Raw genomic sequence first — 20,210 nt, 5'->3', positions numbered from 1 at the left:
ATCAGGAACATTCGACGCTAGCGTCGATGTCGACACCACCATATTCACCCGAGGAGATCACATGTCTTCGCCCCTTCTCGCCTCGCGTGTCACCCGCATGCGTGAGTCTCCGAGTGTTGCAGCTGCACAACGGGTTCGGGAACTGAAGGCCGAGGGGCGATCGATCCTCGATCTCACCGTCGGTGAACCCGACTTCGACACACCGGACCACATCAAGGCGGCCGCGATCGCGGCGATGCAGTCCGGATTGACCAAATACACTGCCGTCAACGGTATTCCAGTACTGCGCGAAGCGATCTCCAAGCGGTTGATGGAGAAGACAGGTCTCGACTACGACGCGTCGCGCATCACCATCGGCGGTGGCGCGAAGCAAGTCATCTTCCTGGCGTTGATGGCGACGGTCGAAGCCGGCGTCGAGGTTGTCGTCCCCTCCCCGTACTGGGTCTCGTACCCGGACATGGTCGAGGCGCACGACGGCACCCCCGTCGTCGTCGACTGCCCCGAGTCGGACGGATTCCTGCTGACGCCGGAACGTCTCGAAGCTGCCATCACACCCGCCACCCGCTGGGTCATCCTGAACACCCCGTCGAACCCAACCGGCGCGATCTACGACGCGGACAGGTTGGCGGCGTTGGCCGCGGTGCTCGACAGGCACCCGCATGTCCACGTGCTGTCCGACGAGATTTACGACGAGATCTGCTATCTCGACGCCCCCGCTCCCACGCTGCTCGGCATCGCACCCCACCTGCGCGATCGCGTCTTCCTCACCAACGGCGTGTCGAAGTCGTACGCGATGACCGGCTGGCGGCTGGGTTACGGCGTCGGCAATCCGGAGCTGGTCGGCGCGATCAACAAGTTGCAGTCTCAGTCGTCGTCGTGCCCGTCGTCGATCAGCCAGGCTGCTGCCGCCGAGGCGCTGTCCGGTGATCAGAGTTTCGTCACGGAGTCGGTGGCGAGTTATGGACATCGACGCGACGTCGCGTTCGAGCTGCTCGACGCCGTGGACGGGCTCGACCCCGTGCTCCCGCAGGGTGCGTTCTACCTCTTCGTCGGCTGCTCTTCCCTGATCGGCGCGCGCACACCCGAGGGTGTCGAACTTTGCAGCGATCAGGATGTCGTTCTCTACCTGCTCGATCACGCTTCGGTCGCGACGATCCAGGGGTCCGCGTACGGCGCGGACGGGTACTTCCGGGTCTCGTTCGCCACGTCCGAGGACGTTCTACGTTCCGCCGCGGCCAGTATCTCCGCAGCCGTCTCGTCACTGACTCGATAGGAATTCTCATGGTCCACGTCACCACCAAGATCGACCGCCCCGCGAAGGAACTCGTCGACGAGCTCGGCGCTTTCTCGGCCGCAACCATTCACGAGGCCCAAGGGCGTTCCGGCGCATTCGATTCCGGCATCAAGCCCATCGATCGCGACATGTCGTTCTGCGGACCGGCTTTCACGGTCGTGTGCCATCCCCGCGACAACATCATGCTGCAGGTCGCCATCAGCTACGCCCAGCCGGGTGATGTGCTGATCGTGTCCTCGGGCGACCAGCCCGCGGGCCAGTTCGGCGACGTGCTCGCCAATGCCTGTGTTGCACGCGGTATCGCAGCACTCGTCACCGACGGCGGTGTCCGCGACTCCCGTGAGATACGCGAACTCGGCTTCCCGGTCTTCAGCAAGCATGTGTGCATCCAGGGAACCGTCAAGGAATCCCTCGGGCCGATCAACCAGCCGCTCGTCTTCGGCGGACAGCTCGTCCGCCCCGGAGACGTGATCAAGGGCGACTGCGACGGTGTCGTGCTGACGCGTAGGGAAGAAGTCCGATCGGCGATCGACGCCTGCCGCGAACGCGACGCCGCCGAGGCGGAGTACATCGAACGCTACAAGCGAGGCGAGACGCCCATTCAGGTCAGCAATCTCGCAGCAGTTCTCGAGAGCAAGGGTCTCACCGTCGACGTCTAGAGACGCTTACCGCGACGAGATCGTCCTGGTCAAGGCCGCGAGATCGACGTCGACGGCACTCGGTGCGCGTAGCGAGGTCACGGTTGCCCATTTACGACCGATGAGCCCGGCATCGCTGTCGTCGTCGCTCTCCGCGACGATCTCGTCGAAGCGCACGGTCACGAAGCCCTCGCCTCGGTCGCCGATCTCCGCCTGCACCGCGCCGAATTCGGCCAACGGCGCAGCGGCGACGCCCTCGAGTTCGTGGAGTGGCACGTCGGGAATGTTGACGTTCAGCACGGAGTCCGGCCTGCCGTTCTCCATCGTCCACCGCACCGCATCGCGTACCACGAGCTCGGCGGTGTCCCAGTGCGTGGGGTTCGTCGTCGCGAGCGACGCCGCCATTGCCACGACGCCGTGTGTCGACGCCGTCAGGGCCGCGCCGACGGTTCCCGAATGCAACACGGCCGAGCCGGTATTGGGGCCGTGGTTGATGCCCGACAGCACCAGGTCGGGTGGATCCCCGAACGCGCCGCGTGTGGCGACGAACGCGATCAGGGCCGGCGACGCCTTCACGGCATACACCGGGACGTCGGCCAGACCGTCAATGGACCGAGTTGTGACCGCCAGACGCGAGTCGCTGCCCATCCCCGTCAGCGACGCGCTCGCACCGCTGCGCTCCTCGTGCGGGGCGGCGACGACCACGTCGAGACCAGCTTCGACGGCGATACGCGTCAACAACGCGATGCCGTCGCTGAAGACGCCGTCGTCGTTGGTGACCAGCGCCCTCATGACGCGGATCCGAACGGGCGGACATCCACGGTTTCCGTCAGTCGCAGGACGAGATCGCGCCGACCGCTGCCGAGGCCACGTCGGGTGACGTTGGCGCTTCCCGCACCGCCACCCAGTTGCAGAGCGTCCCTCATCGACATTCCTCTCGCCAGACCGGTCGCGATACCGGCACTCATCGAATCGCCTGCGCCGTGGTGGTCGACCTGACTCAGGTCGGGGGTCACGATTTCGAGGACTTCGTCGTCCACCAGAGCGAGCGCGGGTTCCGCAGCACGGGAGATGACGACTACCTGGGCGCCCTCGTCGTGCAGCGCTCGCATGGCCTCGATCAGCGCCTCCGGTCCCTCGGAATCGGCTCGGCCGTCCTCGATCAGATCCTCGTGACTGACCTTGAGCACGGTGAGCCCACCTGCCAGTGCGGCCGTCATCGTCGGTCCGGACAGATCCGCCACGATCGGCACCCCGAGCGCAGTCAGATCGGCGGCCAGTCGGGTGTAGAGCTCGGGTGGGACGACGTTCCCGGAGTGGGGTCCGCCGAGAATGGCGATGTCGCTCTTGCTTCCGACTGCAAGTGACAAGCCGAACAAGTCGTCCAGTGCGTGGCGCGCCAAGGGCGGCGGGTCGACGGTCGCGACTTCCTTCCGTTCCCCGTCGCGGCGGTCGTGCACGTACGAACCGCTTTCCTGGCCGATTTCGACGGCCTCGACCTTGATGCCCTCGCGTTCGATGAGGTCACGCAGAACGCCACCGATCTCACCACCGAAGACCCCGCACAGCGTCACATCCAGGCCGAGCACCGAAGCCATCCGGGAGATCCAATGCCCTTGGCCACCCGCATGCACGTGCAGTTCCGGGTCACCGCTGGGCGAACAATCCAGCGTCACCGTCAACAACGGCGAGGGGGCGAATACGAATGCGGTCGGACTTTCGCGAATGTCAGGCACCGCGTCGGAATGCCCGATACACGCGCGGGCCAAACGGACGTTTCGGACGTCGTCGACGCCGGCGGCACCGCCGTCGTGCATGTTTCGCGGGGCGACGGTTCGGCAACACCGAAGAGGTGTGGCCCTCTCGCGCGCCTCGCCCGAAGCGCGGTGTGAACCAGGCACACGACCACCGAAAGGGCTCGCACACGTGCACTTCGACATCGTCATCATCGGCGCTGGTTCGGGAAACATGGTCGCGGACAGCCGCTTCGACGACAAGTCCGTCGCCATCGTCGAGGAAGCCGCCTTCGGTGGTACCTGCCTGAACGTCGGATGTATCCCGTCGAAGATGTTCGCGTACACGGCCGATGTGGTCGACACCGTCGTCGGAGCGCCGAGTTTCGATGTACCTGTCGATCAGGACTCGGTGTCGGCCCGGTGGCCCGACGCTCGCGATCGCATCTTCGGTCGCCTCGATCGTGACGCGCGCGACGCGCGTCGGGGGCGTGAGGAGACCCCCAACATCACGGTCCTGACCGGAACCGCTCGGTTCGTCGGTGAGAAATCCTTACGCGTCGAACTGGCGGACGGATCGACGACCGATGTCAGCGGCGATCGCATCGTCGTCGCGGCGGGAAGCAGACCCGTCGTCCCCGACGCTCTCGCCGGCGACGACATCGGCTGTCACACATCGGATTCCATCATGCGCATCGACGAGGCCCCGACGCGCCTCGCCGTTCTGGGCGGCGGGTACATCGGAGCCGAATTCGCACATATCTTCTCGCGCTTCGGGTCGGCCGTGACGATCATCGAACCGTCGAAGACTCTGTTGTCGGGCCACGACGAGACGATCACCGACACCTTCACGACAGTGTCCTCGGGCCGCTTCGATCTTCGACTGGAGAACTCGGTGACGGCGGCACGCCGCACGGCCGACGGCATCGTCCTGTCACTGGAGAACGGCGACACACTGACCGTCGACACCGTGCTGGTCGCGACGGGGCGCACACCCAACACCGATCGACTCGACTGCGCCGCAGCAGGACTCGACATGGACGACGACGGGCACCTGCTCACCGACGCGCAACAACGCACCAACGTCGACGGCATTTTCGCGCTCGGCGACATCTGCGCGTCCGTTCCACTCAAGCATGTCGCCAACCGTGAAGCGAAGGTGGTGGCACACAACCTGGCCGACCCGGACCATCCCCTCCGGATGGACGACGACCTCGTGCCGTCGGCTGTCTTCACCATTCCCCAGATCGCCAGCATCGGGAAGACGGAACAGCAACTACGAGACTCGAACACCGCCTACGTGGTCGCACAGAAGAAGTACTCGGACGTCGCCTTCGGGTGGGCCATTCAGGACGACACGGGTCTGTGCAAAATTCTGGCCGATCCGGACAGCGGTCGAATACTGGGCGCCCACATCCTCGGACCGCAGGCGGCGACGATGATCCATATCCTCTCCGTCGCAATGCAATTCGACATCTCGGCGCAAGACCTCGCCCGACGGCCGTTCTGGACACATCCGGCGCTCCCGGAATTGATCGAGAACACGCTGTTGGACATTCAGTGACCATCATTTCGAACGAAAGGACATGCACATGACCGACCCGACGACCAGGTTTCCGATGCCCGAACGGAGCGGACAGCCGGAACTGCCGCATCCAGGGCTGACCCAGGACATGGTGACCGCTCCCGACCACGGAGAGAACAGCTACCGCGGATCCGGGCGACTGGACGGGCGCAAAGCACTGATCACGGGCGGCGATTCGGGGATCGGCCGCGCGGTCGCGCTGGCGTTCGCAAGAGAAGGCGCCGACGTCGTCATCGCGCACCTCGAAGCGGAGGCTGCCGACGCCCAGGCGACCGTCGAACTGATCGAATCCGCGGGACGGTCCGGGCGCGCGATCGCATGCGACATCACCGACGAGGCGCAGTGCGCTTCTCTGGTATCCGCGGCGGTCGACACACTCGGCGGCCTCGACATTCTGGTCAACAACGCCGCGTACCAGATGGCCCAGAACGGCGGTATCTCCGACATCACTACCGAACAGTTCGATCGGGTGCTGAAGACCAACCTGTACGCACTGTTCTGGATTTCGAAAGCCGCTGTGGGAGTCATGAAATCTGGGTCCGCGATCGTCAACACCACGTCGATTCAGGCGTCGAATCCCTCGGCGGAACTGTTGGACTACGCCACCACGAAGGCCGGTATCGTCGCCTTCACCAAGGGTCTGTCCGCTGATCTCGCCGAGCGCGGAATTCGTGTGAACGCTGTCGCTCCGGGACCGATCTGGACCCCGTTGATACCGGCGACCATGCCCGCGTCCAAGTTCGAGAAGTTCGGTGAGACGGTCCCTCTCGGGCGCCCAGGACAACCTGCCGAGCTCGCGCCCGCGTACGTGTTCCTGGCCTCGGACGATTCGAGCTACATCACGGGCGAGACCATCGCCGTGACCGGTGGGACGCCGATGACGTGAGGCGGCTCCGTCGTCGTCATCGGGTGCACGGGGCCTGCCACAACCCGACGATCGCGTCGATCAGGTCGGTGCCGCACCGATTCCACTCCTCGACGGGGTCCGCGCGCGAGTCGGCGATGTCCCGTTCCGTTTCGGCGACGAAGTGTGTCATCAGGTTGCGTGCCATCGCCCCGCGCGAGCTCCTGACGTCGGCGGGCAGGTCGGGCTTGCGCGCGTCGAGGCCCGCGACGATGCGACGCAGCGATGCAGAGGCGAGTGCTTCCTCGTACACGATCGGACGGAGCACGGGATCGGTAATCACCTGCGCGGCGAATCGTGCGTACCACGTCGGACGTCCGAGCTGCGCCAAATAGTCGGTCGACGGCCTGACGAGAAGCGTGATCCATGTGCGCAGATCGTCTCGGTCCGAGTCGTCGTTCGCATCCGATTCCAGCAGGTCTCGCCGGATTCGCTCTATACCGCGAGCGTGTTTGACGACGATCGCGCGCACCAGGTCTTCCTTCGTACCGAAGTGGTAGCCGACAGCCGTGTTGTTCCCTTGGCCCGCAGCTTCGCTGACCTGACGGTTCGACACTGCGAACACGCCCTGTTCGGCGAACAGGCGTTCTGCGGCAGTGAGAATCACCTCGCGCGTCTCTGCCGCGCGAGGTGATCTGCTCTTCGAATGCGTCACTGCACCATCATCGGGCCGAGACCGACTCGTCGTCGTCGGAGACCGCCACCGACCGGCTCGCATCTGCGTCCGGTCGTGCCGGAACGAACCGCGGCAGGAAGGCTGCGATCACCAATGCGACAACCGACGCGCCCGCGGCGACACCCATGACGACCTTGAAACCGTCCTGCGACGGCAACGACACCGAGCCCATCGACATGGTCATCTGCGCGAGGATCACGCCCGCGACCGCACTTGCGAACGACGTTCCGAGAGAACGCATCAGCGTGTTGAAGCTGTTCGCCGCGGCGGTCTCCGACGCGGGGACGGCTCCCATGATCAACGCAGGCATCGCACCGTAAGCCAGTCCGGTGCCCGCACCGATGACGAGCGAGACCAGAACGAGCTGCCACACGGCGCCCATCAGGAAGACGCCGCCTCCGTAACCGATTGCCACCGTGATAGCACCCACCATCAACGTCACCTTCGGACCCATGGTGGTCGTGATCTTCGACGAGAGCGGCGCCACCACCATCATGACGAGACCGGACGGCGCCATCACGAGACCGGACATCAGCATCGACTGCCCCAATCCGAATCCGGTCTCCTTCGGCATCTGCAGAACCTGCGGAAGAACGAGCGTCATCGCGAACATGGCGAAGCCGAACACGATGGACGCGAGGTTCGTGAACAACACCTGCTTGCCGACACTGACGCGCAGATCGACGAGCGGCTGCGCCACTCGGAGTTCCCACCAGGCCCACACCGCGAACGCAGCTGCCGCGACGACGAAGCACGCCAGCGTCGTGCCACTGCTCCAGCCCCACGTTGCGCCCTTCGAGATCCCGAGGAGCAGCGTGACGAGGCCGATCGACAGCGAGGCCGCACCACCGAAATCGAACCGACCACCCGTGCGGACGGCCGATTCGGGGACGACCGTGACGACCAGCACCGTGACGACCGCACCCAGCCCGGCCGCGGTCCAGAACAGGAAGTGCCAGTTCGTGTATTCGGCGATCAAGGCGGCTGCAGGCAATCCCAGTGCACCGCCGACGCCCAACGATGCGCTCATCAAGGCGATGGAGCCGGGCAGTTTGTGCACGGGCAGGACGTCCCGCATGACGCTGATCCCCAGCGGAATCACGCCCGCTGCAAGTCCTTGCAGCGCGCGCCCTGCGACGAGCGGAACGAGGCTGCTGCTCATCGCGCCGACCACGGACCCGGCAATCAGGAGCCCGAGGCTGACGAGGAGCATCCGTCGCTTACCGAACATGTCGCCGAGACGACCCATCGTCGGCACCGCGACTGCTCCGGCCAAGAGCGTCGCCGTCACCACCCACGCGGTGTCTGACGCCGGCGCGTTCAGCAGCGACGGCAACTGCGGGATCAACGGAATGACGAGGGTCTGCATCAGTGCGACGACGATGCCCGCGAACGCGAGTACGGCGACGACCGGACCCGTTGCGGGCGCGTGCTGCTCGTCGTGCGCAGCGTGCGTAAAGCTCATGAGAACTCCAGAAATAGGGGACGTGCGACCGCCATGTGGTTCAGTCGACTGACTTAAACTACGAACGTTGCTTGTATCCGTCAACTAATTTGCGCTCGATGTGTCCTCTATCACGCGACGGGCTGACGCAAGATGGTGCGCAGTTTCGACGCGTCCACGCGGCGTGGGTCGTTCAGATAGATCTCGTGATGCTTGCCGGTCATCGTCAGCCCCGCTTCGGGGAGATAGCGGTGATGCAGTTCTGCGAGCACAGGAGCCTCGTCGTCGTAGGGGCCCACATGGAGCGTCTGAACACACCGTCCTTCTCGAAGCGTCTCGACACGCACCGCGTCGATACTCCGCGGGTTGCTCTTGCCCCTCACGGCGACGACGGCCGCGTCGAACATCGACGCGTCGATCCAGTCCGGCACCATGATCATGACCGTCCAGTGCCATGCCGTTTTGTCCCGAGCGGTCGTGAACGAGTCCATGTCCGGCGCCCACCACAGCGCCTCCAGCGGCGGTACGACATAGTCGCGTGTCAGATCGCGTTTGCTGGCGAACTTCAGCGTGTACGCCACCGGGTACAGCGCGGCGAGCGCATCGGCGTATGCGGATGCAGTGTTGGGGTCGCCCTGACCGTCGATCATCGCGTACTGCATCGGCGGCATGTCGACGACACGAAACTCGCCGAGACGCGCGACGTATCCGTCGAGTGTCGTCTTGAAATCGACCTTCACGCCGGGCCCCGTCCGTCGGTTCAGGCAATCACAGTACCGCTGACCGCCTGAACGAGGACTCGACCGAGCACGCCACGGCGCCCGAATCGTCCATTTCGTACAGTGGATGCAGTGAACCACGTATCGAGCATCGCTACATCCGAGAACGAGCTGGGTGGACTGGCCGGTTGGGCCGTCGGATTGATGGAGGCGATCGGCGGCCCGGGAGCGGGCATCGCGGTCGCGGCGGAGAACTTCTTCCCTCCCCTGCCGAGTGAGATCATCCTGCCGTTGGCGGGGTTCACCGCGTCGCAAGGCGGGATGACGCTGTTCAGCGCGTTGTTCTGGACCACAGCAGGCTCGGTGATCGGCGCGCTCGTTCTGTACTGGCTGGGCGTGAAGCTCGGGCGTGACCGGATGTACGCGATCGTCGACCGCATGCCGTTCGTCGACACGAACGATCTCGCGAAGGCAGAGGATTGGTTCGCGCGCCACGGTCGATCGGCGGTGTTCTTCGGTCGCATGATCCCGATGGTGAGATCGGGCATCTCCGTACCTGCAGGCGTCTCTCGAATGCCCGTCCTGCAGTTCACCCTCTACACCACGCTCGGCAGCCTGATCTGGAACTCGATCTTCGTCCTCGCCGGCTACTTCCTCGGCGAGAACTGGCACTACGTCGAGAATTACGCCTCGGTCTTCCAGTACGTCGTCATCGGGGTCGTCGTCGCTCTGGTCGTGTTCTTCGTCGTGAAGAAGAGGAAGAAGCGCCGCCAGCCGGCCTCCTGACGAAGACCGGCTGGCTGCGTCGAACCGTCTAGGCCTGGTGACGAGCGAACAGCGCTCGTGCCGCCACGTCGAATTCCTCGACGCTCATGCGGCTGTCCACGGCGCGCTTCACCAGTTCCGCATGGGTCTCCCCTGCCAATCCGGTGATCGGCTGGTCGAGATCCAGGTTCGACGGAAATGCGTAGCCCTCGGCGGATGCAGCGATCACGTTGTCGACCTCGCGGTCCCGACCCTGCTCGGTCCAGTCGAGCAAGATCGGGTACAACGCGGAACCGATGACCTCACGGTCGACGCTGTCGAGCGCCCTTCCGAACGGGGACGAGACCTGCAGCAGGTTCGCCATGCGATAGATGTCGCTCGACGTGTTGTGACCGGCGGCATGGAACAGGGCGGGATTGAAGAACACCGCGTCGCCCTCCTCGAGGGGCAGCTGAATGTAGTTGTCCGCGAAGTACTCTCTGAACTTCGGAAGGTTGAACGCGATGTAGCCCGCTTCGAACTTCTGCGAGTACGGAAGGTACATTGTGGGGCCGCTCTCGATCGGCATATCGCAATGTGCCACTGCCCCTTGCAGCGTCAGGGCCGGTGACAGTCGATGGATGTGTGCCCGGAATTTCGCCGCGGTGTCCGTCGACATGAAGCCGAGATGGTAGTCGCGATGCGGATTCTGCGCGGCCCCACCGGGATTCACGACGTTGATTGCCGACGTGACCTGGTACATCGGGCCGAGCCACGCCTCGGACACCAGTGCGAGAATGTCGTTCGAGTAGTAGCGGGCGAACTGCTCGGGCTCGGCGATCGCGAGCTTCTGCAGCGCAGACCAGATGCGGTCGTTCGCACCCGGCTTCGCGAAATGATCGCCGCCCACCACACCGCTCTCGTGCTGCCGACGAATGATGTCGCGGAAGGTCGAGGTGGATTCTTCGATCGCGTGTTCCGACGTGAAAGCCTTCTTGAACACCACGATTCCGGGCCCGTTCAGCAAAGCGTCCGCGAGTTCGTCCTGAATCTCGGCACGAACAGCCGCATCCGAGCCCTTGTCGGTCAGCGCAGCTGCGTCGTAGATCAACACGTTCTTCAGTACGTCGAACGCGTACGGGTAGTCGGCCAACGCCGTCTCCTGCGACACCAGAGCTCGGAATTCGTCGATGTCGCAATCCGACTCGCGAAGTCGGTCGGTGCGGGGGGTCTGCTGGATGTTGCTGGTCATGACACCGTCCTCGGCTGTGGAATGGGTGGAGCCGCGAATGACGGCTCCGGCGGAGTGATTCCGAGCTTGCCGAACGCAGCAGGCTGGACACAACCCACAAACCCCTCAACTTTCCCTCAGTTCATTTGCGAACCCAAGCGCAGAGACGGTCGTGAACTTGCAGGTCGCCAGGCCGTGCTCGAGGGAAATTTGAGGGGTCTCGGCGTTGATAATGCGGTGCGATGTTCGTAACACTCAGGTGCATGAGTGCCGAGATGATCGCCGCCTGCTGGACGTCCGCAGGCAACGTACGCCCCGATGCGTCCCCCGCCCGCAGCCCGATACCGATCGAGGAACGAATCGATACCGTCGCCGCAGCGGGTTTTGCCGGGATGGGCATCGTCGCAGCCGATCTGGCCGATATCGAGGCGACGATCGGACTGCAGAAACTCCGCACGCTAGTCGATCGATCAGGATTGACCTACGTCGAGATCGAGATGCTCGAGAAGTGGTGGATCCCCCGAGACGAGGAGTCGAACACCTACCGAACCCGCGACCTGTTGTTCCGGGCAGCAGATGCGTTGGGACCGACGCACATCAAGATCGGCTCGGAGGAAGGGCCGCCCCGTGACCTCGAGCCGTACACGGAAGCCCTCCTGGAACTGACACGCGAGGCAGCGTCGCACGGAACCCGGATCGCCATCGAACCCATGCCGTTCTCCATCATCTCGACGATCCCGGTCGGCGCCGAACTCGCGCGCGCCACGGGCCATTCCGACTGCGGCATCATCGTCGACGCGTGGCACGTCTTCCGTGCCGGTACGACACTCGACGAACTGCGATCGTCTCTGACGCCCGATGTCGTCTTCGGCATCGAACTCGACGACGCGGACGACGAAATCGTCGGCTCCTTGTTCGAGGACACCATGAACAACCGACTCTTGTGCGGGGAAGGGTCGTTCGATCTCACCGGCCTCGTGTCGGTGCTGCGGGATATCGGGTACGAGGGAACCTGGGGCATCGAGATTCTCTCGACAGAGTTTCGGGAAACGCCGCTCGATCGAGCACTCGCGAGGGCCATCGCCTCGGCGCGTCCGTTCGTGGACACCGTCGATGTCGCTGACTAGCCCCTGTCGGTGGCAGCGTCGGCATGCTGGACTGCACGGTTGAGCTCCGCCGCGGCGACGACGATGGCGGCCGCCTGAGCGGGACTACACGTGCCATCGGTCGTCACCGCCACCGCCTCTCGTAGTCGCGCGCACATCTCGGTCACCTCGGAGTCCGAGGACTCGTCCGCGTCGGCAGGTTCCGGCTCGTCGACAAGCGAGAGCCGCGGCAACGAAACATCGTCGACGGTCGGCGTGGTCTCACCCTCGCGGTCGGCTGTCTCGTCCGCGGTCTCCGGACGGTAGTTTCTGGCATTGCCGTTCAGTACCGTCCGCTCCCCCCTCGACAGTGCGACGAAGGTCGCTCGTCCCGCGTCCGGATCGCCGCTCACCCGGAACGCCGACGATGGCGCTGCCACCTTGCGCACCACCATTCCGTCTTCGACGCCGTTGGGGTTGCGGCGTGTCCACGCCATATCGGTCACCTCCGGATGCTCTCGACAGGGTTCGTCTCCCGTTTCAGACTTGCACACGGCCGATCGAGCGTCGACTTTCGCGGTGCCCGATCACGTGCACCGCCACCGAGCTCAGACGGACCCGTCGAGGAGCCACCGACCGGCCCGGTGAAACTTCCATCGAGCCGGGTCGTGGGTGCTGTGCGTGCGCACGTCACGCCAGTAGCGGTGAAAGTTCAGCGAGTCCGACGTCGACCGGGCGCCGATGAATTCGAACAGCTCACTCGCCGCTCGCTCCGCACTCTCGCTCGCGAAGGCACTGGCTTCGGCCACCGTGACGGCTGCCCGTTCGTAATCGTGCTCGGTGCGCACGACGTCGGCATGGTCGAGTCGTCGAGCGGCTTCGTAGAGCAGCTGCTCCGCGGCGTGTACGTGCGTCCCGAGCTTGCCCACTCGGTACGCGGTCAGCGGGTCGTCGACCGCGCGGTCGACGTGCGCTGTACGCCACGGTCGAGCGACGTCGCGCAGTAGTTCGGCACCCCGGTGCAGGACGCCGAGCCCTATTCCGACGTCGACGGCGGCATGGATGACGGTTGCGTAGGGCGGGAACGTGTTCTTTCGATGATGCCCGTCGAAAGGCCTCAGCGAGAACAGTTCCGGTACTTCCACCCCGCTCAGCCGGACCGTTCCACTGTGAGTACTGCGCTGCCCCATGGCGTCCCAGTCGTCGACCACGGTCAGTCCCGCTGCGTCGCGCGGCACGTACGTCAACGAGAATTCGCCGGATTCGGTGGCGGCCTGCACCGGTATCCACTGCGCGGTCAAGGCCCCGGTCGAGTAGTGCTTGACGCCGTCGAGCACGACCGTTCCGTGGCCGGTCTCGGTCAGCGTTGTCGTCGGCAGTGACAGCACGGGCCGAGACCCACGTTCGGCTTGAGCGTTCCCGAACCGGTGTCCTGCAAGGATTTCCGCCGCGAAGTGACGCTTCTGTTCGAGTGTTCCGTCGGAGAACAACGGTTCGATCAGGTGGAAGTGGTTCTGCGGTACCTGACCGAGCGATCCACTGGCGCGGGACAGAACGACGAACACCCGGACGACGGTTTCGTAGGAGACGCCGGCGCCACCGAACTCGCGAGGCACGCGGATTCCCAGAAGACCACTCTCTGCAAGAGAGGTCAGTTCCTCGACCGGGACCTCCCGAGAGCGGTCCAATCGATCCGCCGCCGCACGAAAGACGTCGGCCAATTCATGGGCTGCCGCGAGAGCCTCGTCGGCGTCGCGTAGAACGGCGACCTTTCCGATCGGCAAAGCGGTGTCCGCGGTCATCGATTCTCCTACCATTCTCGGGGAATTACCCGCCGCTGCAGCATTGCGAGGGGCGCGGGCAGACTCAATCACCGGACCGAGAAAGCTGTCAACCTGCGGTAACGTCCATCTGTGATGTACGTCACCACTCTCCCGGCATGCGGTCGACAGGAATGCCCTGTGGTCTGGCGAACTTTAAAACCAGCGTGAATTTAACTGAGGAATTTCACTCCGACGAAGAAATGCGCACGCACGAAAAGTTTGACTTCAATTCGAGCCGGTGTAACTGTTCTGCCCGGAACTGCACAGTCCGAAAAGAAAGTTCTGTCGATGCCAAGACCGCTCGTCTACAACGCTTTCCTGCACTTGACACCCAATCACCACAGCCACGGCTACTGGCGGACCCCCGAGGGCCGCGTCCAATACGGATACAAGGATCTGCAGCCGTACATCGACGTGGTGAAGACGCTCGAGCGGGGCCGAATCGACGCGCTCTTCATCGCTGATGTCGTCGGGGTGTACGACCTCGACTTCGGAGACGGCACGACGACCATACGCGCAGGCTCGCAGTTCCCGGAGAACGATCCGATCACCATCGTCTCGGCATTGGGGCACGCTACCGAGCATCTCGGTATCGCAGTGACCAGCAACATCATTCAGGACCATCCGTTCTCCTTCGCCCGACGCCTCTCCTCGCTCGACCACTTCACGAACGGTCGCGTCGCATGGAACATCGTGACGTCGTATCTCAGCAACGGATTCCGCAACTACGGGTACGACGAGATAGTCGGCCACGACGACCGATACGAGTGGGCACAGGAATACGTCGACGTCACCTACAAGCTTTGGGAACACTCGTGGGAGGACGACGCAGTTCTCCACAACCACGAGACCGGTGAATTCTTCGACCCCGCCAAGATCCACACCATCGATCACGTCGGCAAGCGCTACAAGGTGCAGGGTCCGCACATCGTCGAGCCGTCGCCGCAGCGCACACCTGTTCTCTTTCAGGCCGGGAACTCCCCTGCCGGACGTAGTTTCGCGGTCACCAATGCCGAGGTGACGTTTCTTCCCTCGTACAGTCCCGCCTCAGCGGTGCGTGATGTCGCGATCCTCGACGAGCAGGCGCGCGCGATCGGTCGCGATCCGTCGTCTCTGAAGAAGATCGTGATGCTGTCCACCGTCATCGGTTCGACGGAAGAGGAATCGAAGCGCAAGCGCGAGTACTTCCGCGAGAACATCGATTTCGAAGCACTACAAGCATTCTGGAGCGGAGGATCCGGTATCGACCTGTCCTCCGTCGATCCGGATACGCCGTTGTCCGAACTCGCCGGCCGGGCCCAACTCGGCAACCACGTGCAGTCCAACTTCCGCGCCGCGGCAGATTCTCTGGAGGACCCGTCGACGGTGAGTTGGCGCGAGTACCTCGTCGAGAAGTCTCTTTTGCCTGGCAGATTCGCCGGCACGCCGGAGCAGATCGCCGATCACGTGCAGGATTGGGCCGACTCCGGGATCGACGGTTTCAACGTCGTACCCATCACCACTCTCGGTTGGTGGGACGAGTGGGTGGATCATGTCGTGCCTGTACTGCAGGACCGCGGACTTGCTCAGCGCGAATATTCGCCGGGCACGTTGCGCGAGAAATTGTTCGGCCGTGGCGACCGGCTGGGCGACGACCACCGTGCCCGCTCTCTCCGCATCGGCAGCCACCAACCCGCATGACCCACATCCACTCTCCCGGAGCAACTTCATGACTGCCACGCTTGACTCCATCACGGTGCGAGAACGATTTGCCGATGTCCTGGCCGACATCGCAGCGACCGCCGTCGCGCGCGACCGCGATCGCACACTCCCCTACGACCTGGTACGACGGCTCGCCGAACGCGGTTTCGGCGCCCTGCGCGTACCGACGAAATTCGGTGGGTCGGGCATCGCGGTTCCCGAACTCGCCGAGCTGGTACTCGATCTCGGCGCCGCCGACTCCAATGTCGTGCAACTGCTTCGCACGCACTTCATCTTCACCGAGGCGATCATTCATTCTCCCGAGTCGGACAGTCGGTCGGAGTGGCTGCGCCGCATCGGACGTGGTGACCTGTTCGGCGGCGCATACACCGAGCAGAACGCGCAGAACCAAACCCACTTCTCGACGCGCATCGAGTCGAGAACCGGTCGACGCGTGGTCACCGGACGCAAGTTCTACAGCACCGGGTCCCTCTACGCGGACTGGATTCTCACCACTGGAGAGGGAGACGACGACACTGTCGAGCAGGCCGTCGTGCCCGCGAAGGCCGACGGCGTCACACTCGTCGACGACTGGCACGGGTTCGGTCAGAAGCTGACCGCAAGTGGCACGACGGTGTTCGACGCGGTCGACGTGACCGACGCTCCCCAGTTGCCCGCCGACCTGGAGCTGGGAAGCTACGGCACGTCCGTCGCGCAGTTCTGGCACCTGCTCGCCCTCGCGGGAATCGCCCGCGCGGCGCACGTCGACGTCGTCGAGTACGTCCGCGGCCGGGCCCGCTTCTTCAGCCAGGGTGCCCGGCAGTTGCCCCGTGAGGACGCGCTGGTGCAGCAGGTCGTCGGTGAGGTCAGCGCGGCACGCCATGTCGCCGAGACGCTGGTACGTCATTCGGCTCGCACGCTCGGCGACCACGGCACCGCCTTGCTGGGAGGCAACAACTCGCAGGAGCTGGAGGACGCGACCGAGATCGAGATCTACCGTGCTCAGGTGTCGGTCATCGATACCGTGTTGAAGGCCGTCACCCGGTTGTTCGACGTCGGCGGCGCATCGGCGCTCAGCGCGGAGAAGGGCTGGGATCGACACTGGCGCAACGCACGAACGCTGGCGAACCACAATCCGACGCCGTACCGTCTGGCGAGTATCGGCGACTTCGACCTGAACGGCACGTCCCCGTTCCGGCAGTGGCTCAGCGGCATCGACCTGCGCAACAGGGGAAGCTAGCCGTGGACTTTCTCACCTACGCCTCGCTCGGATTGTCGACGGGTGGCGCCTACGCACTGGTCGCGCTCGGGCTGATCGCCGCCTACCGCGGCACCGGCGTCATCAATTTCGCGCAGGGCGCGCTGGGAACTTTCGGTGCTTACTCCTTCTGGAAGCTGCACGAAGCCGGCTTGCCGCTCCCCATCGCCATCGCAGCCGCCGTCGTGGTCAGCGGTCTGATCGGCGTCGCCTTCTTCGCGATCGTCGGCAAACGCCTGGCGCACGCACCCGTTGTCACCAAGATCCTGATCACGCTCGGTCTACTACTGGTTCTGGAAGCCGTCATCCGACTCGTCTGGACCAATCACCAGATCACCATCGATCCGTTCCTGGTCAGCGGTGGGTTCGAGGTCGGCGGGATACGCGTGCAGAACATTTCCGTCCTTCTCGGAGTCACCGCCCTCGTCGCCACCACAGCGTTGCATGCGCTGTTCACCCGAACGCGGTTCGGCTTGATCACCATGGCCATCCAGGACACCGACCTCGGTGCTCAGTCCATCGGTATCGATCCACGTAAATGGGGATCGGCCGCATGGGGTCTCGCAGGTGTGCTGTCCGCTGCAGGCAGCGTCCTCGTTCTCCCGATAACGCAGTTGTCGCCGACGTCGGCTGCGACGATTCTGGTCCCTGCGCTGGGGGCCGCGCTCGCGGCGAAGTTTCGCAGATTCTGGGTGGCGTTCGGCGTCGCGATCGGAGCCGGTGTTCTCGAGGGCCTCGTGACCGGACTGTACGACGCGCAACTTGCGCGTGCCGTTCCGCACATCATCGCGCTCGCAGTTCTCATCGTGTTCGCACGCACCGACATGAGCCGAGGAACCCGCGAGGTCAAGGCGGTCTTCCACGTCGGATCGGGACGAATCCGCCCGCTGCATGTCGTGATCGGTACCGCTGTCGTCGTCACGCTCGTCACCTTCGGAAACGGTTCGACAGTCGACGCATTGAGCCTCACTGCGATTTTCGGCCTCGTCGCTCTCGGCATCGTCGTGTCGACGGGTTACACGGGCCAGGTCAATGCACTGCCGCTCACGTTCGCCGGCATCTCGATGCTCGTGTTCGGTGCAGTGAGCCACCACGGCGCCTCGCTCCTCACCGCCGCGGCGGCAGCGGTGGTCGTCTCACTCGTCGTGGCAGGCCTCTCGTCGATCGTGTTCGTACGTGCCCGCATCTACGAAGTGACCATCGGGTCCCTGGCAATCGCGTCGATCGTGCAAGTCCTTGTGTTCTCGGTGGACAAGTTCTTCAACGGCACGACGGGATGGGCCATCGGTGACACCGAGCTGTTCGGGATCTCGTTCAGCAACATCGTCGAACCTCAGAACTTCGCACTGCTGGCGTGGACCGTGCTGATCGTGGGGCTGATCGTCGTCGCGAACATTCGACGCTCTGCTGTCGGCCGATATCTGCTGTCGGTGCGCCAGGACGAGCGCCTGCCCGCCGCTCTCGGAATCAACGCTGTGCGAGCGAAATTCACGTCCATCCTGCTTTCCGGAACGTTGTGGGGTCTGGCCGGCATACTGCTGGCGATTCAGCGCGGGTTCATCTCCAAGGGCCAGATCACGTTGGAGGGCTTCACCTACAGCGATTCGCTCGCACTGATCGCGTTCACGATCCTCGCGGGCACAGGGCATCTCGCAGGCGCTGTGCTTGCCGGATTGTTCGCGCCGGGTGGGCTACTCGCGAGCATCCTGTCCTTCACACCCGACATCAACGACTGGTTGTCGTTGTTCTTCGCCGCGAACATGATCCTCGTTCTGACCACCGAACCCGACGGTGTCGTCGGCCAGTTCCTTCGGCTCCGCGGCGCGGCGTTTCGCACGTTTCGATCGGCTCCCGTACAGAAGGAGAAGGTGCATGCCACGCTTGAACGTCAGTGACCTGTCCGTCGACATCGGAGACCACAGGATTCTGAACGACGTGTCCTTGTCGGTGCCCGAGGGCCGAATCGTCGGACTACTCGGAGCCAACGGCGCAGGAAAGAGCACCGCGATCGACGCCATCACCGGGTATCAGCGCGTCACGTCGGGCACCGTCGAGGTCGACGGCAAGGACGTGACGAGGACGACCGCACCCGCTCGGGCCCGTCACGGCCTCAGCCGCACGTTCCAGGACTACCTGCTGTTCGAGGACCTCACCGTGGAAGAGAATCTCCTCTCCGCTACGGAAGTCAGGAGCCGAAAGTCGGTCGTTGCCAGCATTGTTCGGTCCGGTCGGCCCGGCGCCCAGGAATTTGCACGGGTCGACGAGGTTCTCGTGGCCCACGGTCTCGACACCATACGCCACAAGCGCGTCGAGGAACTGTCTCTCGGTTGGCACGCACGAGTGAATCTGGCGCGCGCCGTCGTGCAGGATCCGTCCGTGCTGTTGCTCGACGAGCCGGCCGCCGCGCTCAGCCTCGATGCACGACGACGCGTCGTCGACACCGTCAAGAACATTCGTGACACCTCGGACATCGCAATACTGTTGGTGGAGCACAACTTGGACGTCGTCACCGAAGTCTGCGACGACATCTACGTTCTCGAAGCGGGGTCCGTCGTCGCGCACGGCCCCACTTCCGAGATCCTCGATCATCCGATGGTTCGGTCCATCTATTTCGGCGAGGAAGAATCCGGAGCTCCACCGGCCGGGAGCGGAGCCGGCGGAGTGACCCAGAAACGCACCGAGGTGACCGCATGACGATGGCAATCGACACCGCTGGCCTGCACGTGAAGGGCCTGACCGTCGACTACGGCAACGGCGCGGGGCTGTGGGACTTCGATCTCGACGTCGCACCCGGCGAAGTGGTCTGTGTCATCGGCAAGAACGGCGCGGGCAAATCCAGTGCATTGCTGGGCATTTCGGGTTTCGTGAAGCCACAGTCCGGATCGGTCGTGGTCGACGGGCGCTTGCTCGCGGGTACTCCGTACCGGCGATGCAAGAAACACATCGGTCTGGTCGTCAAGGGTCGATCGCTGTTCGGAAGCTTGACCCTGGCCGAGAACCTTGCGCTCGCGCACATCGACGAACGCGACTTCTTCGACCTCTTCCCACAGCTCGCCGATCGTCGCGACGTACCCGCCGGAAGCCTCAGCGGAGGTCAACAGCAGCTGGCCGCCGTCGGCCGCGCGCTTCTGCGTGACGTGCGTGTCGTGTTGCTCGACGAATTGACGTTCGGACTCAGCCCGGCCGTCCGAACCCTGATCGCGCGTGTCGTCGGCGAGCAGGCCCGAGACCGAGGCATCAGCGTGGTCGTAGTCGAGCAGCACGTGGAGACTGCGGTTGCCATCGCCGATCGCACCCTCGTACTCGCCGACGGCCGAACCGCACTCGAGCTCTCACGCGACGAACTGGTCGACGCCACCGAGCACGTCGAACACACCTATCTACACCCCTGATCAC

19 protein-coding genes are annotated in these 20,210 nt (G+C 64.2%); 11 read left to right on the top strand and 8 right to left on the bottom strand.

The genetic code is table 11. The features are described 5' to 3' along the window. Window positions 1–61: 61 nt before the first annotated feature. On the top strand, window positions 62–1,273 hold the full coding sequence (locus DK926_RS13995) for an aspartate transaminase (protein WP_114330926.1): 1,212 nt from the start codon (window positions 62–64) through the stop codon (window positions 1,271–1,273). A gap of 8 nt (window positions 1,274–1,281) precedes the next feature. Then, window positions 1,282–1,953, top strand: a complete 672-nt coding sequence (locus DK926_RS13990) for a 4-carboxy-4-hydroxy-2-oxoadipate aldolase/oxaloacetate decarboxylase (RefSeq protein WP_114330925.1) — start codon at window positions 1,282–1,284, stop codon at window positions 1,951–1,953. A gap of 6 nt (window positions 1,954–1,959) precedes the next feature. Here DK926_RS13990 and DK926_RS13985 read toward each other — a convergent pair whose 3' ends face one another. Continuing rightward, window positions 1,960–2,724: a 5'/3'-nucleotidase SurE gene (locus DK926_RS13985; RefSeq protein WP_114330924.1), complete on the bottom strand. Its 765-nt coding sequence runs from the start codon at window positions 2,722–2,724 to the stop codon at window positions 1,960–1,962. Then, window positions 2,721–3,749 carry a PfkB family carbohydrate kinase gene (locus DK926_RS13980; RefSeq protein WP_114330923.1) on the bottom strand — a complete coding sequence of 343 codons (1,029 nt, stop codon included), beginning with the start codon at window positions 3,747–3,749 and terminating at the stop codon, window positions 2,721–2,723. Before DK926_RS13980 ends, DK926_RS13985 begins: the two co-directional genes overlap by 4 nt. 109 nt (window positions 3,750–3,858) lie before the next feature. On the opposite strand from DK926_RS13980, the gene DK926_RS13975 reads away from it, so the two are divergent. Both DK926_RS13975 and DK926_RS13970 read left to right on the top strand, forming a co-directional pair. Next, window positions 3,859–5,229, top strand: a complete 1,371-nt coding sequence (locus tag DK926_RS13975; RefSeq protein ID WP_243636800.1) for a mycothione reductase — start codon at window positions 3,859–3,861, stop codon at window positions 5,227–5,229. A gap of 28 nt (window positions 5,230–5,257) precedes the next feature. Next, window positions 5,258–6,136 carry a glucose 1-dehydrogenase gene (locus tag DK926_RS13970; RefSeq protein WP_114331010.1) on the top strand — a complete coding sequence of 293 codons (879 nt, stop codon included), beginning with the start codon at window positions 5,258–5,260 and terminating at the stop codon, window positions 6,134–6,136. Between the two features lie 16 nt (window positions 6,137–6,152). Here DK926_RS13970 and DK926_RS13965 read toward each other — a convergent pair whose 3' ends face one another. The 3 genes from DK926_RS13965 to DK926_RS13955 form a co-directional block, all read right to left on the bottom strand. Then, window positions 6,153–6,809: a TetR/AcrR family transcriptional regulator gene (locus tag DK926_RS13965; protein WP_243636799.1), complete on the bottom strand. Its 657-nt coding sequence runs from the start codon at window positions 6,807–6,809 to the stop codon at window positions 6,153–6,155. A 7-nt stretch (window positions 6,810–6,816) separates the two neighbouring features. Beyond that, window positions 6,817–8,295, bottom strand: coding sequence for an MFS transporter (locus tag DK926_RS13960; protein WP_114330920.1), 1,479 nt, complete (start codon window positions 8,293–8,295; stop codon window positions 6,817–6,819). Between the two features lie 110 nt (window positions 8,296–8,405). Next, complete coding sequence (locus DK926_RS13955; RefSeq protein ID WP_068431331.1) at window positions 8,406–9,014, bottom strand: GyrI-like domain-containing protein; 609 nt, start codon at window positions 9,012–9,014, stop codon at window positions 8,406–8,408. 183 nt (window positions 9,015–9,197) lie between these two features. On the opposite strand from DK926_RS13955, the gene DK926_RS13950 reads away from it, so the two are divergent. Then, window positions 9,198–9,779 carry a DedA family protein gene (locus tag DK926_RS13950; protein ID WP_114331009.1) on the top strand — a complete coding sequence of 194 codons (582 nt, stop codon included), beginning with the start codon at window positions 9,198–9,200 and terminating at the stop codon, window positions 9,777–9,779. Window positions 9,780–9,807: 28 nt separating this feature from the next. Here DK926_RS13950 and DK926_RS13945 read toward each other — a convergent pair whose 3' ends face one another. Beyond that, window positions 9,808–10,989, bottom strand: a complete 1,182-nt coding sequence (locus DK926_RS13945; RefSeq protein ID WP_114330919.1) for a phytanoyl-CoA dioxygenase family protein — start codon at window positions 10,987–10,989, stop codon at window positions 9,808–9,810. 242 nt (window positions 10,990–11,231) lie between these two features. Between DK926_RS13945 and DK926_RS13940 the strand changes: the two genes are divergently transcribed. After that, on the top strand, window positions 11,232–12,095 hold the full coding sequence (locus tag DK926_RS13940; protein ID WP_243636798.1) for a sugar phosphate isomerase/epimerase: 864 nt from the start codon (window positions 11,232–11,234) through the stop codon (window positions 12,093–12,095). Here the strand turns inward: DK926_RS13940 and DK926_RS13935 are convergent. Next, entirely contained in the window at window positions 12,092–12,550 is a 459-nt protein-coding gene (locus DK926_RS13935; RefSeq protein ID WP_114330917.1) for a hypothetical protein, read from the bottom strand. The genes DK926_RS13940 and DK926_RS13935 overlap by 4 nt on opposite strands. 111 nt (window positions 12,551–12,661) lie before the next feature. Further along, window positions 12,662–13,855 carry an acyl-CoA dehydrogenase family protein gene (locus tag DK926_RS13930; protein WP_165839574.1) on the bottom strand — a complete coding sequence of 398 codons (1,194 nt, stop codon included), beginning with the start codon at window positions 13,853–13,855 and terminating at the stop codon, window positions 12,662–12,664. A gap of 309 nt (window positions 13,856–14,164) precedes the next feature. On the opposite strand from DK926_RS13930, the gene DK926_RS13925 reads away from it, so the two are divergent. From DK926_RS13925 to DK926_RS13905, 5 genes are read left to right on the top strand one after another with little or no spacing between them, the layout of a single operon-like run. Continuing rightward, window positions 14,165–15,556, top strand: a complete 1,392-nt coding sequence (locus tag DK926_RS13925; protein WP_114330915.1) for an NtaA/DmoA family FMN-dependent monooxygenase — start codon at window positions 14,165–14,167, stop codon at window positions 15,554–15,556. Window positions 15,557–15,584: 28 nt separating this feature from the next. Then, on the top strand, window positions 15,585–16,796 hold the full coding sequence (locus DK926_RS13920) for an acyl-CoA dehydrogenase family protein (RefSeq protein WP_114331008.1): 1,212 nt from the start codon (window positions 15,585–15,587) through the stop codon (window positions 16,794–16,796). Between the two features lie 2 nt (window positions 16,797–16,798). Then, complete coding sequence (locus DK926_RS13915; protein ID WP_114330914.1) at window positions 16,799–18,709, top strand: ABC transporter permease; 1,911 nt, start codon at window positions 16,799–16,801, stop codon at window positions 18,707–18,709. Then, window positions 18,687–19,508, top strand: coding sequence for an ATP-binding cassette domain-containing protein (locus tag DK926_RS13910; RefSeq protein ID WP_114330913.1), 822 nt, complete (start codon window positions 18,687–18,689; stop codon window positions 19,506–19,508). The genes DK926_RS13915 and DK926_RS13910 overlap by 23 nt, the downstream gene beginning before the upstream one ends. Further along, window positions 19,505–20,206, top strand: coding sequence for an ATP-binding cassette domain-containing protein (locus DK926_RS13905; protein ID WP_114330912.1), 702 nt, complete (start codon window positions 19,505–19,507; stop codon window positions 20,204–20,206). Before DK926_RS13910 ends, DK926_RS13905 begins: the two co-directional genes overlap by 4 nt. The last annotated feature ends 4 nt before the right edge of the window (window positions 20,207–20,210 follow it).

Source organism: Rhodococcus sp. Eu-32 (assembly GCF_003336925.1).
In the GTDB taxonomy this organism is placed as follows: domain Bacteria; phylum Actinomycetota; class Actinomycetes; order Mycobacteriales; family Mycobacteriaceae; genus Rhodococcoides; species Rhodococcoides kyotonensis_B.
The sequence above is the reverse complement of the archived record's forward strand: the minus strand, read 5'-3'. Positions and strand labels throughout refer to the sequence as shown.